The 15,907-nt window shown below is 48.0% G+C and carries 13 protein-coding genes; 2 read left to right on the forward strand and 11 right to left on the reverse strand.

What is annotated here, in order from left to right; genetic code table 11:
• Both sdhA and PPRES148_RS09305 read right to left on the reverse strand, forming a co-directional pair.
• Positions 1 to 1,758, reverse strand: a complete 1,758-nt coding sequence (sdhA, locus tag PPRES148_RS09300) for a succinate dehydrogenase flavoprotein subunit (protein ID WP_149454372.1) — start codon at positions 1,756 to 1,758, stop codon at positions 1 to 3.
• Between the two features lie 62 nt (positions 1,759 to 1,820).
• Positions 1,821 to 2,489 carry a succinate dehydrogenase cytochrome b558 subunit gene (locus PPRES148_RS09305; protein ID WP_149454373.1) on the reverse strand — a complete coding sequence of 223 codons (669 nt, stop codon included), beginning with the start codon at positions 2,487 to 2,489 and terminating at the stop codon, positions 1,821 to 1,823.
• 701 nt (positions 2,490 to 3,190) lie between these two features.
• Between PPRES148_RS09305 and PPRES148_RS09310 the strand changes: the two genes are divergently transcribed.
• Positions 3,191 to 3,406, forward strand: a complete 216-nt coding sequence (locus PPRES148_RS09310) for a hypothetical protein (protein WP_149454374.1) — start codon at positions 3,191 to 3,193, stop codon at positions 3,404 to 3,406.
• Positions 3,407 to 3,922: 516 nt separating this feature from the next.
• On the opposite strand, the gene PPRES148_RS09315 is transcribed toward PPRES148_RS09310, so the two are convergent.
• From PPRES148_RS09315 to PPRES148_RS09335, 6 genes are all read right to left on the reverse strand, one after another.
• Positions 3,923 to 4,147 carry a hypothetical protein gene (locus PPRES148_RS09315; RefSeq protein WP_149454375.1) on the reverse strand — a complete coding sequence of 75 codons (225 nt, stop codon included), beginning with the start codon at positions 4,145 to 4,147 and terminating at the stop codon, positions 3,923 to 3,925.
• A gap of 157 nt (positions 4,148 to 4,304) precedes the next feature.
• Entirely contained in the window at positions 4,305 to 5,363 is a 1,059-nt protein-coding gene (locus PPRES148_RS09320) for a CPBP family intramembrane glutamic endopeptidase (RefSeq protein WP_246142985.1), read from the reverse strand.
• A gap of 142 nt (positions 5,364 to 5,505) precedes the next feature.
• Positions 5,506 to 6,042 carry a spore maturation protein gene (locus PPRES148_RS09325; protein ID WP_149454377.1) on the reverse strand — a complete coding sequence of 179 codons (537 nt, stop codon included), beginning with the start codon at positions 6,040 to 6,042 and terminating at the stop codon, positions 5,506 to 5,508.
• 18 nt (positions 6,043 to 6,060) lie between these two features.
• Entirely contained in the window at positions 6,061 to 6,669 is a 609-nt protein-coding gene (locus tag PPRES148_RS09330) for a nucleoside recognition domain-containing protein (protein ID WP_149454378.1), read from the reverse strand.
• A 1,129-nt stretch (positions 6,670 to 7,798) separates the two neighbouring features.
• On the reverse strand, positions 7,799 to 7,960 hold the full coding sequence (locus PPRES148_RS12440; protein ID WP_223128031.1) for a hypothetical protein: 162 nt from the start codon (positions 7,958 to 7,960) through the stop codon (positions 7,799 to 7,801).
• A gap of 199 nt (positions 7,961 to 8,159) precedes the next feature.
• Complete coding sequence (locus PPRES148_RS09335) at positions 8,160 to 9,428, reverse strand: D-alanyl-D-alanine carboxypeptidase family protein (RefSeq protein ID WP_187820932.1); 1,269 nt, start codon at positions 9,426 to 9,428, stop codon at positions 8,160 to 8,162.
• A 227-nt stretch (positions 9,429 to 9,655) separates the two neighbouring features.
• On the opposite strand from PPRES148_RS09335, the gene PPRES148_RS09340 reads away from it, so the two are divergent.
• Entirely contained in the window at positions 9,656 to 11,296 is a 1,641-nt protein-coding gene (locus tag PPRES148_RS09340; RefSeq protein ID WP_149454380.1) for a S8 family serine peptidase, read from the forward strand.
• Positions 11,297 to 11,954: 658 nt separating this feature from the next.
• On the opposite strand, the gene ytfJ is transcribed toward PPRES148_RS09340, so the two are convergent.
• The 3 genes from ytfJ to PPRES148_RS09355 all read right to left on the reverse strand — a co-directional run bounded on the left by ytfJ (position 11,955) and on the right by PPRES148_RS09355 (position 15,547).
• Positions 11,955 to 12,440, reverse strand: coding sequence for a GerW family sporulation protein (gene ytfJ, locus PPRES148_RS09345; protein ID WP_149454406.1), 486 nt, complete (start codon positions 12,438 to 12,440; stop codon positions 11,955 to 11,957).
• Between the two features lie 57 nt (positions 12,441 to 12,497).
• Entirely contained in the window at positions 12,498 to 13,184 is a 687-nt protein-coding gene (locus PPRES148_RS09350; RefSeq protein WP_149454381.1) for a DUF2953 domain-containing protein, read from the reverse strand.
• A gap of 611 nt (positions 13,185 to 13,795) precedes the next feature.
• On the reverse strand, positions 13,796 to 15,547 hold the full coding sequence (locus tag PPRES148_RS09355; protein WP_149454382.1) for a peptidoglycan D,D-transpeptidase FtsI family protein: 1,752 nt from the start codon (positions 15,545 to 15,547) through the stop codon (positions 13,796 to 13,798).
• Positions 15,548 to 15,907: the final 360 nt, after the last annotated feature.

A 15,907-nucleotide genomic window follows, 5' to 3' on the forward strand; every position in this document is an offset into this window, starting at 1 on the left:
TCACCTCTCCTTCTTAAGAACATCATATCGACGGGGTCGCGGCGGGATCAAGGATGTATCCACATCCTCATAGGTCAGGATGGGGGCACGATCATCCGCTGAAAACTGGGCCTTCGTCGTCTTCAACCATTCTTCATCGTTACGATCGGGGAATTCAGGCTTATAGTGGGACCCCCGGCTTTCATTTCGTTGCAACGCCCCCAAAGTAATGACCCGCGCCAACTGCAACATATCCCACAACTGTCGTGTAAAAAATAGAGCCTGGTTACTGCATTTCGAGGTGTCCAACATATCGATTTGTTCGTACCGCTCCATCAATTCCTGAATCTTAGCATCCGTATCCATCAACCGTTGATTGTAGCGAACCACGGTCACATGATCCGTCATCCATTCACCTAACTCCTGATGCAAACGATAGGCATTTTCATTACCGCGCATGGATTCGAGCCGTTGATGTTGTTCCTCACGCCTACGCTTCTCCTCTTCCGCCGCACGGATACCATCGTTTTCATTCAACTCAGCTTCTACCTGACGCGCATAGGATGCCGCATTAGGGCCAGCCATACCCCCCCCGTAGATACACGAAAGAAGTGAATTAGCCCCCAAACGATTGGCACCATGATACTGATACTCACATTCCCCCGCTGCAAACAGACCGGGGATATTGGTCATCTGATCAAAATCAACCCATAGCCCCCCCATAGAGTAGTGAACAGCCGGGAAGATCTTCATTGGAATCTTACGGGGATCATCCCCCATGAATTTTTCATATATTTCCAGGATACCACCCAGCTTGACATCCAATTCCTTTGGATCCTTATGACTCAAATCCAAATAAACCATATTCTGACCATCAACGCCCAATTTCATATCTACACATACCTTGAAGATGGCCCTTGTTGCAATGTCCCGTGGCACCAGATTCCCATAGGCAGGATACATTTCCTCCAGGAAATACCAGGGCTTACCATCCTTGTAGGTCCAAACACGACCACCTTCACCCCGTGCTGACTCCGACATAAGACGCAACTTATCGTCCCCAGGGATGGCTGTTGGATGCACCTGAATGAATTCCCCGTTGGCATAGCAGGCACCCTGCTGATATACGGACGAGACAGCAGCCCCTGTATTGATCATGGAATTGGTCGTTTTTCCAAAGATAATTCCAGGACCCCCAGTAGCAAGAAGGACGCTGGAAGAGAGAAAGGATTCAATTTTCCTCGTACGCATCTCCTGTGCTATGATCCCCCGACAACGACCCTGATCGTCCAAAATGATGGATAAAAAGTCCCAAAATTCAAATTTACTCACAACCCCCTCCGCTTCGTAACGACGAACCTGCTCGTCCAAAGCATACAGAAGTTGTTGTCCGGTCGTCGCACCCGCATAGGCCGTACGATGATGCTGTGTCCCACCAAAACGACGAAAATCAATCAAACCCTCCGGGGTTCGGTTGAAGGGTACCCCCATACGATCCATCAGATAAATGATCTCCGGGGCTGCAGCGCACATCGCCTTCACAGGCGGCTGATTGGCTAAAAAATCACCACCATAAACAGTATCATCAAAATGAACCAGAGGGGAATCACCCTCCCCCTTGGTATTCACGGCCCCGTTGATGCCCCCTTGGGCACAAACAGAATGGGATCTCCGCACAGGCACCAGGGAAAAGAGATCTACGTGAACACCTGCTTCAGCAGCCCGCAAGGCCGCCATCAGGCCTGCCAGACCCCCACCCACTACAATGATCCTCGACATTACCGTCTCACCCTCCCTCCTCAATTTTCCATGGGCTGAACTACGTACACATATACCCCCACCTAGCCCAATGACTTGGTATAGAAGTCCGCAGCCCTAAAACCAAACAGGGACCCGATTCCCAAATAGGTGAGCAAGGCGAAGGCAACCGCACAGGCTACCATGGAAAAGAGCTGGGCTCTGGGCCCCACAGTGACACCCCAGGTAACCAAGAACGACCACATACCATTGCTGAAATGGAAGGTAGCAGCTAGGATACCCAGTGCATAAAAAACGAATTTCCAATCACTAGACAAAATCTCCACCATCATCGGGGCCATATCAGATGGTTTCAACTTCTCCAGCCACACCTGCAAACGGGTCTCCCAAAGGTGCCAAAGAATGAAAGCAAATGTGATCACGCCGGTCACGCGCTGCAAGAAAAACAACACATTACGAAAAGTACCATACCGATCGAGATTATTTCTCGCGGTAAAAGCCACATACAACCCGTACACGCCATGGTACATGAGCGGCAGGAAAATGAATAAAAACTCCATCAACCACAAGAGCGGAAGACCATGAATCCATTCCACCTGGTCGATAAACGCCTTCGCCCCGAGTGCAGATTTGTGATTTGTGAGCAGATGATTGATTAAAAAAAAGCCCACGGGTATAACACCGAGCAGAGAATGCAACCGCCGGCTAAAAAAACTCGAGTAATCGTTCTGTCGTTTCGCTACCTGCTCCATTTCCCACCCTCCTATTCCCGCCATGCGGGAGAAATGCAAAAGCAACAACAAAATCTTTCCATATTATGTAGGGATATGTAGGGATATCATAAACGGATAACCAATCAGATCCAGATCCAAACGCTCCCCCACGGATTCACTGAGACTCCAACCGGTGGGTCTCAACCTGGAAACAAGAGGAAACACCACCGCTGACCTTCACCCTTACTCATGATAAGGGATTCAGGGTCCATTTGCCAATATCCAAAAAACAAACCCAAATCAAGAACCCACCGGAATCACAAGAGCACCCATCGAACCATGCCTCCATGGTATCACAGACAGGAAACAAAAAAACATCCTCAACCCTGATATGCACACGTCCTCTACTACTACCCTGTCACCCCACCATCATCTTGACTCACTCACTCATGAAGGGCAACAGCTAGCGACAAGGGGATGTTCCTTTTGTTTTTATAAAATTTTATAATATTTTGTAAACGCAGGGGATCACGGAATAGTACCATTCACTCCAACATGACCCTGATTACCGCATACAAAATCGCTCGCTAAATCGATTGAAATGGAAACATTCCGACGGCGAGCGGTTTAAGGAAAAAGCGGGACCAGAATTCTCATCAGGTGGGGGATTAAGGACCTCAGCGGGAGTGAACCGCTCGATAACGAAGCAAAAAGGACCATTCACATCCAAACCGAGGGGTGTGTTCCCACGTCCGGAGGAGCTACAGGAGATGACCCACTATCCGAGCGGCATACGGTTGTACAGGCGGAAGAAATCAAATCTAAGGCGCGCTTATACGGAACTTGATAGGGTCCCCCCAACCACGGACGCCTGGCCGTTGCCAGGCGGGGCAAGGCAAGGAAGGCCAGGAATAACGGAGGAGGGACCCATACATGGGGTCAGATCAAGCCCATAGTAGCGATGAAACCTTGTAGTGAAGGTGGGGCGAAGGGGCCGACTCATCCTGATGAAAACAGTAAAACGATAACTTTAGTGGGAAACCCGCTCGAGGAGATCACCAGAACCCCGAAGAAAACACCTCTGTAATCGAAGTAGGACCTAAACGGTCTGAAGATTGGGCTGAGAAAAGCCGCGTAATGGAAGACTATTACATATCAGTTCTGTGAAAGGGCCGGCTGAAATGCCAGCCCTATCCATCATACCCAACCACGTGATTTCGTGGAAAGGAACCCCTGTAATGCCCCTTATACTATGTAAGGATCCCTAGGGGGGACCACAAACCACCCACTCCTGAACTCTACAGCACAAAATAGGATAAAATCTAATCTAGGAAAGAGAATGGTAATAAAACTGGAGGCCTGTCCATATCGTTCTTTCTTACAACCGTTTCTGCAAATCATTCTACCGAAAAACCGCCTGGATTCCCCCTCCTGAAACTCCTGCTATCAATAAGAATCACACCCATGATCAACTAATCATTCAAAAGACCTGAAAAAACAGACCAAGATTGGAATCCTGGGATAAACCTCACTCCAAAATGAGCATACCGTTGCGAATCTAAACCCAATCCCAACACAATGAGGGACCGTAACGTCGGCCATGCCCAAAGGAAACACAGCAAAAACAGAGAGAGGAGGAAACCGGAAAAAACTAACCATTCAGGCGTCGATTTGGGCAACGAAAAAAGTACACCCAATAACCCCCCTTTCCACTTTGAATGTGGGATCCACCATTCCCACAAGATAGATATTATTAAAAATTAAAAAATAAAGGGATACAAGTGGAAGTAATACGTTGGCCACCCTACCCCAATTCTGAAATGCCCCCCGACGGGGGGCTGTTCTCCAACACCACTACATGGCGATAAGAAAAGTCCATGAAAAAACCATAACATTATAAAGGGCATGGCCCCACATGGATAACCACAATGAGTACCGGCGCGCCACCCAACCCAGCAACAAGGATCCCATGAATAGGAATAGGAATTCAAACCAACTATAACCGTTAGCAAAATGAAACAAGGAAAACGCGACACTGGAAACCAGAATCCCCACACGCGGTTGGAGAGCCCCCCTGAACAGTAGCTCCTCACCGACACCTGGACATATCCCTAAAAGGGGAACCGTAACCCAAGCCAACGGAGGAACAACAGGAGCCGGGGGTGGTATGTGAAAAAAATCATCTCCTATCAGCCCCACCACCAACCCCTCCACGATGAAGTTGGCAACAATAAGGAGACAAACCAGGAAAAAACCCTTCCATGTCGGCCTCTTATTCAACCCTAACCGCTCCCATATACCTCGCCAACTTCTGCGACCAGTACCCCATCCTACAACCAATAAAGCAAGGACACCATTCATTAATAGAATGTTAATCAGCAAAGTCCCAATCAATGATGAGGAGGATCCCTTACCAATGTGTTCCATAAGGTTAGGGGGATTCAGGAATACCCACACAAACACAGTCACAATGAAAAGGGAAAACACCCAGCAAACCATACAACGGTGAGCGTACCGTTGTGGATCTAAACCCAATCCCGACACAATGAAGGAACGAAACGTCGGCCATATCCAAAAGAGACACAGCAAAAACGGGGAGAGGAGGAAACCGGAAAAAACTAACCATTCAGGCACCGATTCGGGTAACGAAAAAAGTGCACCCAATAACCCTCCTTTCAACTTTGCCTTAAATGTGGGATCCATCGTTCCCACAAGGTAGATATTATTAAAAATTAAAAAATAAAGGGATGCAAGTGGAAGTAATACATTGGCCACCCTACCCCAGTTCTGAAATGCCCCCCGACGAGAACTGTTCTCCAACACCACTATATGACGATAATAGGATTGATCAAATTTCATTAAGGTCCATACCATACACAGGGTAAAAAACAAAGACAACAAGGAGGAAACCATAATCACCGGATCCTTCCCATATCAATAGTATGAAACCAAATGAAAAAATACTATCTTCACCGCAGCCACCACATAGACATAACAAAACCACGTCAAAACTTTTATCCTAAATCCTACAATAACCTGATATAGAACTTGGGATTCAACAAAACCAGCGATGACATATCAAAACTGAAGCCAAAAAACCAACCGTATCAGCCAACAAGCCGACAATGAGAGCATAGCGAGCCTTACGGATCCCAATAGACCCGAAGTAGACAGCCAGTATATAGAGTGTTGTATCTGTGCTACCCTGAATCGTCGAAGCAAGATTACCAATGAAAGAATCCGGACCGTGGTGCCGCAAGAGATCCTCCACAAAGGCCAATGATCCCGTTCCACTGAGGGAGCGCAAAAATCCTAGGGGAAATACTTCCTTGGGAATGGAAACAAACTCCAACAACGGTACAAAAAAATCCACAAGTAGCGTAAGTGCACCACTCTCCCGAAAAACAGCAATCGCTACCATCATCGCCACCAGATGGGGTAAAAGGGAAAGAACCATAGGAAAGGCTTGCTCAGCCCCCTCCACAAAAACCGTCATCAAAGGGATACGACGGAGATAAGCTATGATAGGAATGAACAATAGTAAAAAGGGCACAAAAATCCTACTAAGATTGGATAACACCTCGAAAAACACAGAAACCACCACACCCCTCTATGGCTTACGGGAACGATTGGGAAGGTAACGAAAGACATAGTAACGAAATACTCGATCAAAAAATAACGCCGCTATAGTTGCTGCCGTAGTAGCCAGTAGGGTAGGAACAATAATGGATGTGGGGTCCTTGGAATGGTACTGCATTCTCAAACCCAATAGAAGGGTGGGTACCAAAGTAAGCCCCGAAGTATTGAGTGCCAGTAACGTACACATAGCCGGGGTAGCTACAGTCTTGTCAAAACTCAACTCCTGCAGTTGTTGCATAGCCTTGATACCGCTTGGCGTAGCCGCATTCCCCAATCCAAATAAGTTCGCTACGATGTTCGATACAATGTAACCATGGGCTGGATGATCCACAGGTACATCGGGGAAAAGGCGCCTGACAACGGGCCGCAACCAACGGGCCAATACTCCCAACACCCCGGCTACCTCTGCTAGCCGCATCATCCCCATCCAAAGGACCATCACACCCAACAAGCCAATACATACCTGAATAGCTCCCTGTGCCCCATTCAAAGCCGCCATACTCACCTCTTCCAGGCGTCCCGTCCAAACGGACGCTACTACACCCGTAACCAACAACAACCCCCAGAGGACATGAATCAAGGAACACCCCTCCCGTAAGAGTAGCCGTAGGACATCACCACATACCTACACACCCCAAAACGCTGCCATATAACAAAATGGGGGGACACCAAACCCGCGATGATCGTTGTCCCAATGATACGTACACGGCCTATTGAGGTTTTAGTACCCTGCAAACACAAAAAAGGATTAGGAACTTACCACCGCTGATTGATGTCCTATGCTCATTGGTTAGGTTCGCAGTCCTCCGGGGCAATCCGAACAAGAAAGAAGTTGCCTACCGGAATTGTGAACAAAATGCAGTTCTAATCTGTAGCGGGGGACCCCGATCCAACCCTTCGGAATCATACACAGAGAAAAAAACTCTAGAAGAGTAGAGAGTGCCAGGAAACTGGAGATCGGGTGGGGGAAGCTCCTCCCCTTCCCTAGGGATGTCCCAGAGTACATCCCTAGGCCCCATAACGAATGAATCATGTTCGATTGAACCGGTACTTACGTGGCGGGGACAGGTGCACAGAACACTATTCATACAAGATTTAGATTGGGAATGATAGGGATGGCCCCTACCCCAAAACATTTGTATTTGAATAGTAAGGCTTTTAAAATAAATTAAAAGACAGATTCAATAAAAGCCTACATATAGCATAAAGGGATTAATATATAGAATGTTATGAGTACATAGAAGCAAAAACGGAGAGTAAGGTAGGGAGTACCTGAATAGCCAACTCGTGCCGTCCATACTTTGGACCCTTACACCCAGAGGAAGACACGGAAAACGTAACACCAGACTAGGCAAAATCCTATGGAACCATAAGAGCCACATAATGCAAGAGTAGTACGTATGGTTCTGTGAGGGGGTTGGCTGAGATGCCATCCCTACCCGACGTGTTTACATCTGCCCGGATTTGAATTTCCCCCTTCGATACGTTGCCGGCCGGTTCGCTTGCGCTCATCTTCCTCAACGTTCACCAAGCAAAGTCATGCCTCGCCTTTTCCCTAGCCGCTCACGACCCATGCCTTTACCATAAGACGCGCTAGGGAGGTTTGGAACCTACTATCTATCGATCGGTTCCAAAAAGGGTCTGCTCCTTTCATCTTTTTTGCACCTAGCTCGGCGCACGACCTCCCAAGTTCCGTATAAGCGCCTAGATTAGGTTCCATCCGGTCTATACGCCGCATGCCGCCCGGATCGTAAGTAGGTCATCCTCCGTAGATTCTCCCGACGTGGAACCACACACCTCGGTTTGGACATGAACCGTTCCTTTCGATGCTGCGTCCTCGAATGGTTCACTTTCCTAAACCGCTCACCCACCGGAGTATCTCCACACCAGCATTGTTAGATGGTTGGAAGCCTGCTCCTACCAACCAGCTCCGCCAATTACAACCTCCACCACTCATACGGCTTTCTCGATACACTTGTTCGGAAATTTCCACCCCCAACGGAATGCTCTGCCACGGACGCTATACACCCGTAACTAGCAACAAATTCCCGGGGGATTATAAATCAATAATCAGGGAACATCCCTCCCCCGTACAACGGCCCGGGACACCACCTCATGCCAACAGGACGCCAAGGAACGCTGCCGCATAACAGAATGAAGGGGCACCGAACCCAATGATTGTTGCCCCAATGCAATACGTACACGACCTATTGGATTCTTAGTACCTTGCAACCGGGAGAAAGGATAGGCGATCACCGGCCTGATTTCAACATGATTCTCCTCCTCCGAGGACAGAGGATAGGAAAATTCACCCCCCACAGCAATCCCCACATCTGTTGGCCATTTCCGATCTTTCGATCCAAACGACGGTAGGATCTGACCTGAACGCACCAAAGTCCGCAGACGATACTGTAAAAAACCGTATTCAAACATATTAATGGCATCACGCCAATCATTTCCATCATTAAGAGTGACAGCTACCAACTGCATACCATTCTTAGTAGCAGAGGAAACTAGAGTGCGGCCGGACCGCTTTGTATACCCCGTTTTAACACCGTCCGCCCAGGGATACAAACGCAACAACTTATTCTTATTATAGAATTTTCGTCCATTGGGCATATCAGGCCAAGGTACAATGGCCACCTGAGAACTCACAATTTTACGAAAATTGTTATTATGTAGTGCATAAGCCGCAATCTTGGCAAAGTCATAGGCAGAACCATAATGCCCGGGTGTGTTCAACCCATGTGGATTCTGAAACTGGGTATTACAAAGTCCGAGGTGCTGTAATTTTTCATTCATTAAATAAACAAATCCATGTATAGATTGACCTATATGATCTGCAATAGCAATGGCAGCATCATTACCAGAGCGAAACAAAAGCCCGTACAACAAACTCCCCAGGGGAACCTTCTCCCCCGCGCGCAAATAAATAGAAGACCCCTCCGCTCCTACCGCATAGGGAGGAACGGTAACGATGTCATCCCAATGACCATGTTCTAAGGCAATAATAGCCGTCATAATTTTTGTAATACTTGCCACCAACCGTGGTTCGTGGGGACGCTTGGCGTACAAAACGCGTCCCGAAGAACGCTCCATCAAAACAGCGGCATACGCGGTGGGGGCCAAATCGGGCGTGGGTGTTGTTACAGCATCCTTCTCCCCTTGGGAAGGGGGTAACAGGGCAGGCTGTTGATCCCCCTCTTCTTCCTCATCCTTCCCCCACGCACTCTCCATAGCCGCCGCTCGGAATGAATTCTCTGTAATGAACCACCCCCCCCCCATTACCCACAAGAAGATCCCATTCCATAAAAGACACCATACCTGTGTCTTGAGCACCCGCACTGTCCCTGCCCCCTATCCTCTAAAATTTATAAAAAATGTTCTAAGATGGGAACTAGGCCAACTGTCACCCCTGTTATGCTTTATGATATACTGGATCCCTCAGTTTCTTGCCTGCAACATGGTATGGGTTCAAGGAATTTGGTACCCCCAATTTACTGATATTTTGACATAAAAATATAATTTTTGTAAAAATAAAAATTAGGAAGGCCGGTGTGTTGTACATGGCAAACCTTGAACTTTTGCGGGGTGGGAAGAGAATCAGTGTACAACCCGCCACCGACCGATTTTTTGTAGTTCCCAACCGTACGAAGGCAATGACCGATTTAGCCTCTCTACCCGGTGTCCAGTCCGTCCAACGTTTATCCCAGGACGCCTGTCTTGTGGACACTGTAGAGGGGGGAGATTCTGCAACACTCTCACGGATCGGGAAAGAAGCAATCCACGTTCAGCCCACCTATCAATCCGTCATGGATCCCGCCTCATCCTACGATGTCACCCGTTGCATCCTACTTTCCTTCACCAACCAAACTACCGTAGTAGAAAGAGAGAGAATTGTAGAAAAGTTCCGTCTCAAGGTTTTGCGGGAAGAGATCCATCATCTGGTAGTTGAGGTTGAAACGGACAGGGATGTCGTGGAACTTTCCTGCGAATTGAAGGAATCACCTGAAGTGTCCTATGCTGAACCCAATATCTACGAAAATCTCACCACCCATCATCAACACATCCCAACCGATTCCCTTTTCCCCCGACAATGGCATCTGCACTCCCCTGAACGTCGCGTCCAACTCGTACCTGAGGCCGGTGTATACGCCCCCGATGCCTGGTACATCACACGGGGATCCCGTTCTATCGTTGTTTCGACCATTGACGATGGCTTCGATTTGCAACATCCAGATCTAGTGGGTGAAGGAAAAATCATTCATCCCCTTGATTATGCAGATCATACCAATGATCCGAGCGCCAAACGGGCTAGTGAAAGACACGGTACCGCCTGTGCCGGTGTAGCTATCGCGGAGGAAAATGGAAGGGGAACAGTAGGGGTAGCCCCCGGATGTGCCTGGATGCCCGTACGCATGCCCCTCCGCATCGATGATGCCACCCTATACTCACTCTTTCAAACCGTAGGCAGGTATGCCCGCGTTCTGTCCTGCAGCTGGGGACCCATTATGCCTTCCTACCGACCCATACCCACCTCATTAGCGGAATTATTTGGACAATTAGAACAATCAGGGGGACCGGACGGCAAGGGCTGCATCGTTTGCGTAGCCGCCGGTAATGATAACCTGCCCCTGAGTGGGGATCATTACTACTACCTCAAGAACAAGGAAATTGTTAGGATAGAACGTCCTATCCTAAACGGATTCGCCGCCCACCCCGCCAATTTCACCGTAGCAGCCACTACCAGCCTCGGTACACGCGCCGCCTACTCCTCCTGGGGAAAAGAAATCAATTGCTGCGCACCCAGCAACAATGCCAACCCCTACAATCGGGACTATGTTCCTGGGTTGGGGATCTGGACCACGGATCGTGAACCCGGTGGATACGCTACATCCTCCCATTACACAGGCACATTTGGTGGAACCTCAAGTGCCACACCCTTGGTAGCAGGCATAGCAGCCCTTGTTCTATCGACAAATCCCCACCTCTCGGCACGGGAAGCAAAAAAGATTCTCCATGAGACGGCGGATAAAATTAAGGACACCTCCCCTGATCTATGCGGAAAATATCGTGGCGATTACGATTCCGAGGGGCATAGTCTCTGGTTTGGTTATGGGAAGATCAATGCAAAACGCGCAGTGGAAACGGCCTATGCCCGTAAACCGGTAATCGCAAAATCTATTCCACTGCAACCCATACGATAAAATTTCCTTCCCCATCACCATTCTCACAAACTATAGATATAAGCAAACGATATATGTCCCCTTCCCCGCTGTTACCAGAAAAAAATCATGGTGTAGGATGGGGACCGGGGGGATTCTATCTCCCTTTTTTGTGGTTTTTTGCAGTGTAAAAGGCACCCCCAGTGATCCTCATTCACCCCCCTGAGTATTCCGCCTTTCATATTCTCTCTGTAACCATCGTTTTAGCATAAGGTATCCCTATTGTGAAAGGCAAAATGTATGATGCAAGCAGGAAAAAATATGCTCCATACCTATCCCTGATTCGTAACTCTTCAGAACAACAGTCACTATGTACCAGAAATGCCCCACCAACCAGAACTTTCTGCCCAAGACACGGTAACAAATCTCCCCACAAAGGGTTACGGGGTCACCGGGAACTCTCAGAACATACAAGGGGGCCCCACGAGAATTTACACGACACTCCGGGATGCGGTTGAAAGGTCCCCCCAGTTACAGGGGAATCAACGCAGGGTACATCGGTACCCCTTTCGCTGTTGCACTATCCATATTTCCCTATGAAATCCATATCCCTCTTCAGAATCGGGAAGGGGATTCGTAACAATATCCGAAAGGCAAACTTCACTCATCATCCGAACGACGGCGATGAGTTGGGTTGTTGCTACCCACCATTATTGCTCTGCGTCCCTCCATCTGCTGACTCACTACCATTTTTTTGCATCGCGTTCTTTACTTTATCGAGCAGAGAAGGTGTCATTTCGATCAGTCGGTCATAGAGATGATGACCCCCCTTAAGGTTTAAGAGTTGCACCTGACCACCACTGTTCACCACAAGAAAGGCCACCGGGGTGATGGAAACCCCACCCCCACTCCCCCCACCAAAGGGATAATCCTTAGGAACATCACCATGGGTGGGGATTCCCCCATCTCCACCCTTACGGACCATAGCTCCTTTAGCATCTTGCATAGAACAGGCGGAAAACTCACTTCCCCCAGCGGCAAAACCAAAACCTACACGTGAAACGGGAATGATAGTTTGCCCATCAGGTGTTTCAACAGAATCACCAATGATCGTATTGACGTCAACCATCTCTCGGATGCTCTCCATGGCTGTTTCCATCAATCCCTGAATCGGATGTTGGCCCATCACATGAGCTCCTCCCTGGTTCGTATTCCCCCAACGTATACCCATTCCCAATTGGGGTTACCCCCGCTGGTGATAAAGGGATTCACGCATGATGTCCCGTAACCTATTTAAAAACAAGGACTTCACAGCAAGGATAGCATGTCCAATCTGAAAATGAATGATACCATGAATCTCAACCACAAAACGTTTCTGGGTAAAACAGGGCTGAACTCCCAATTGGGGCGGGGCTAGAAATTGTACATTGCGTACCAACCACTGGATCGTCCATGTTTTACCCATCCATACGAGGGCTGTGATCCACCCCGAATCGGCAGCATCCCCAGTACCAATCTCGGTCCTCCAAACAAGGTGTTCACAACGGACAACCCCCAAAAAAGCCCCCATAAGGGATCGTACGAAAGGTAAATAAAGTATGAGTTGTTGGAGGAACTTTATAGATTTGCGTATTATTTTATCATCTATCCTTACACTCTTCTCCTCCTTCCTCTTCGTCCTCTTCATATGATCCAATTGAAATGTCTCCCTTATCCTTGCATACCATAGAAATCCTTTTTTTTTATTAATAAATCCAATTTCATCTAATTTAATCTGATACCTAATAAGGCCATACATAGCCCGAATCGATACCGTACCTCTTTCCGCCTTAGGACCTTTATATAAATCTGCTTCAATACGAACAGAACTGAACCAAATACAGAACAGAACAATGAGGATAAGGGCAATAATGACTAAAGTTATGGTCACAACACACACCTTTTCGCATTCATGGGAATGAAACCATACCCCCACCCTTTTTGTGTATTGTAACCATTTTTAAAATCGTACATTCGTTTGGCACATATGGCATATATAACATATATAATTAAAACATTTAATAAATTCGCAAAGGATAGAATAATAGCCGCTCTGACCCCCTAAGTTTCCCATAATATATAAAAAATAAGGTAAGAAAAATAAATTAGGATTTGTTTTCTGGATGAATAAACTCCCCATGATTCATCAACGTTGGCCAAGAAAGGTTGTAAAAGACCCCCCTAATTATTTTGTAAGGGAAGCCCCCTATGAATCCAATCAGGCCCCCGGTCAAAATCCTGACTCAAAGGGCACCAAACGTTTTCCTCCGGACCGGGCTCCCCTTATCGGAAAATGGAGTTCCCACCACGGAAATAGAATCAGCAACCCAATAGAAAAATCCTTCAAGTAGGGAATGGAGTAACAACCAGGCTGGAATTTTCAACCAGACACGGGCCTTTAACCACAGATCTTCCCAGGTGGATCGATCGACCTAGTATTTTGATCCCAGTTCATGGCCAAAAAGACCCCAACGACCATAGAATCATAGAGGTAAACCCTCTTCACCCCTTCACCGGTGGAATTTGCTGTTTACGTGGAGGAACATGCAAATAACGCAAAGATTCTGCCAAAATATCCCTACACAGTGGGGCTGCGATCGTACCACCTCGGGATTCAACACCCCGGGGTCTATCCACTGCCACATACACCAGTAATTGTGGGTCATCGGAGGGTGCTATTCCAATAAAGGAAACAATGGAATTTTTATTTTTCAGATAGCGTCCCTCTTTCCCCACCTGCTGTGCTGTTCCCGTCTTGCCCCCTACCCTAAAACCCTCCAAAAAAGCACGTCGCCCTGTACCGCGTGCCACCACACTTTCAAGTACATAACGAATTTGTTGTGAAGTGGAGGCGGAAACAACGCGTATAGGGTGCTTGTATGGTACAGAAGACGTCTGGTGAACATCCCTTCTAGGATTACGCCAACCCTGTAACAAACGGGGTGTCACTTTCCAACCCCCGTTGGTCATACTGGCAATCGCCGCAGCATGTTGCAAGGATGTTACGGAAATGCCTTGCCCATAAGAAGTGGTTGCGAATCTCACATCTTCCATACGATCCGCTGGAAAAGTAATGCCATTGGCCTCACCTGGAAGGTCTATCCCTGTTTTTTTGCCAAATCCCAACCGCTGAATATAAGTCGACAACACATTCTTACCCAATCGTTCCCCTAGCGCAATGGAGCCTGGATTGCAGGAATTTTCCATTACCTCCAGGAATGTTTGCCATCCATGGCCTCCTTCCTTCCAACAATGCAAATGAGTTTTTCCTACCCGGGTGAATCCCGGATCGAAAAAACCCTCCTTCAGGTTTACCCTCCCCTCCTCTAAAGCAGCAGCCAAGGTGACAATTTTGAATGTAGAGCCTGGTTCATAGGTTTTCCAAATGGGTAAATTCCGGAATAATACCTCCCCCTTTTCCTGATGATATTGTTCGGGGTCAAAGGTAGGCCGATTTCCCATAGCCAATACCGCCCCATCACGAGGATTCATAACGAGTACCCAGGCGGAAACCGGCCGATACTGGACCATGGCCCGGTCCAGAACCTTTTCAACCGTTTGTTGAATAACCAGGTCCAAGGTGGTTATCAAATCATCCCCATCACGGGGGGGATAAAAGCGATCTGATCCCCTATCTGGGGAAACCCCATATCGAAATGGAGGAGCGAATTGGACAGAACCATCTCTACCCCGGAGATGATGCTCATAAGTGTGTTCTAAACCAGCCAAACCCTGATGATTCTTGCCTATAAAGCCAAGAATATGCGCTGCCAGATGCTTGTAGGGATAAATACGCCGGGTATCATCCAAGAGGACAATCCCAGGCAGATGAACAGAACGTAGTTTCTTTTCCTGCTCGGGTCGGATATGCCTCCCCCAGGGGAACAAATACACCAAAGGTCTTCGTTGAGTTAGCTGTTCCTTTATTCTCCCCACGGGAGCCCGCAAGATAGATGCTAGCGTATGGGCGGTTACCCCCGGTCGACTTACTTGTACAGGCATAGCAACCACATTGTAGGTACGTACATTATCCACCAAAGGAAATCCCCTACGATCCAGGATACGTCCCCTCTTGGCACTAAGGGGAATTTCACGACCCCAAGCTTTCGTCTGTGGTACAGACTCTTTCTGCCCCCATGTCCTATGGGGAAATAATGCAATCACAAGAGCCACGACAATTATAAGGAAGATGCGGGAAATCCACCCATACCCTGTCCTTCCCCCACGTTGCCACAAAAGAAATATGATCCCCATAAGATTGGATCCCCTTTATCGTCCATTCGCGATATGATGTCTGCAATCAATCTATTCCCACGGGGGCCTGACTATGTACATAGGGAAAAACGGCTCTTGGCCAAACTTCGGACCTGAAATATCCTTGGGTGGTTTTTTCCTAATTCTGGATTGTAAGGATGAGTTAGGTGGGGCCCCAGGTTTCCCGAATCCTCACAGGAATACCTGATTCCCGGGAATGGACGGTTGACAATGGACTCTAGAATATAACTCATTTTATCTGATTTTGTGGTTCCCAATTTCCCTATTTTCACGATTTTCACTTCGTCCGAAAAAGGGGGGGCCCCGGGAAATTTAGTTCTGTCTTCATATCAACAACCC

It is taken from the genome of Pasteuria penetrans (genome assembly GCF_900538055.1).
Lineage (GTDB): Bacteria > Bacillota > Bacilli > Thermoactinomycetales > Thermoactinomycetaceae > Pasteuria > Pasteuria penetrans.

Coding starts and splice junctions, on each gene's coding strand:
- PPRES148_RS09305 (WP_149454373.1), bottom strand. CDS start 2,489: ATGGAGCAGGTAGCGAAACGACAGAACGATTACTCGAGTTTTTTTAGC.
- PPRES148_RS09340 (WP_149454380.1), top strand. CDS start 9,656: ATGGCAAACCTTGAACTTTTGCGGGGTGGGAAGAGAATCAGTGTACAA.
- PPRES148_RS09320 (WP_246142985.1), bottom strand. CDS start 5,363: ATGGTTTCCTCCTTGTTGTCTTTGTTTTTTACCCTGTGTATGGTATGG.
- PPRES148_RS09355 (WP_149454382.1), bottom strand. CDS start 15,547: ATGGGGATCATATTTCTTTTGTGGCAACGTGGGGGAAGGACAGGGTAT.
- sdhA (WP_149454372.1), bottom strand. CDS start 1,758: ATGTCGAGGATCATTGTAGTGGGTGGGGGTCTGGCAGGCCTGATGGCG.
- ytfJ (WP_149454406.1), bottom strand. CDS start 12,440: ATGGGCCAACATCCGATTCAGGGATTGATGGAAACAGCCATGGAGAGC.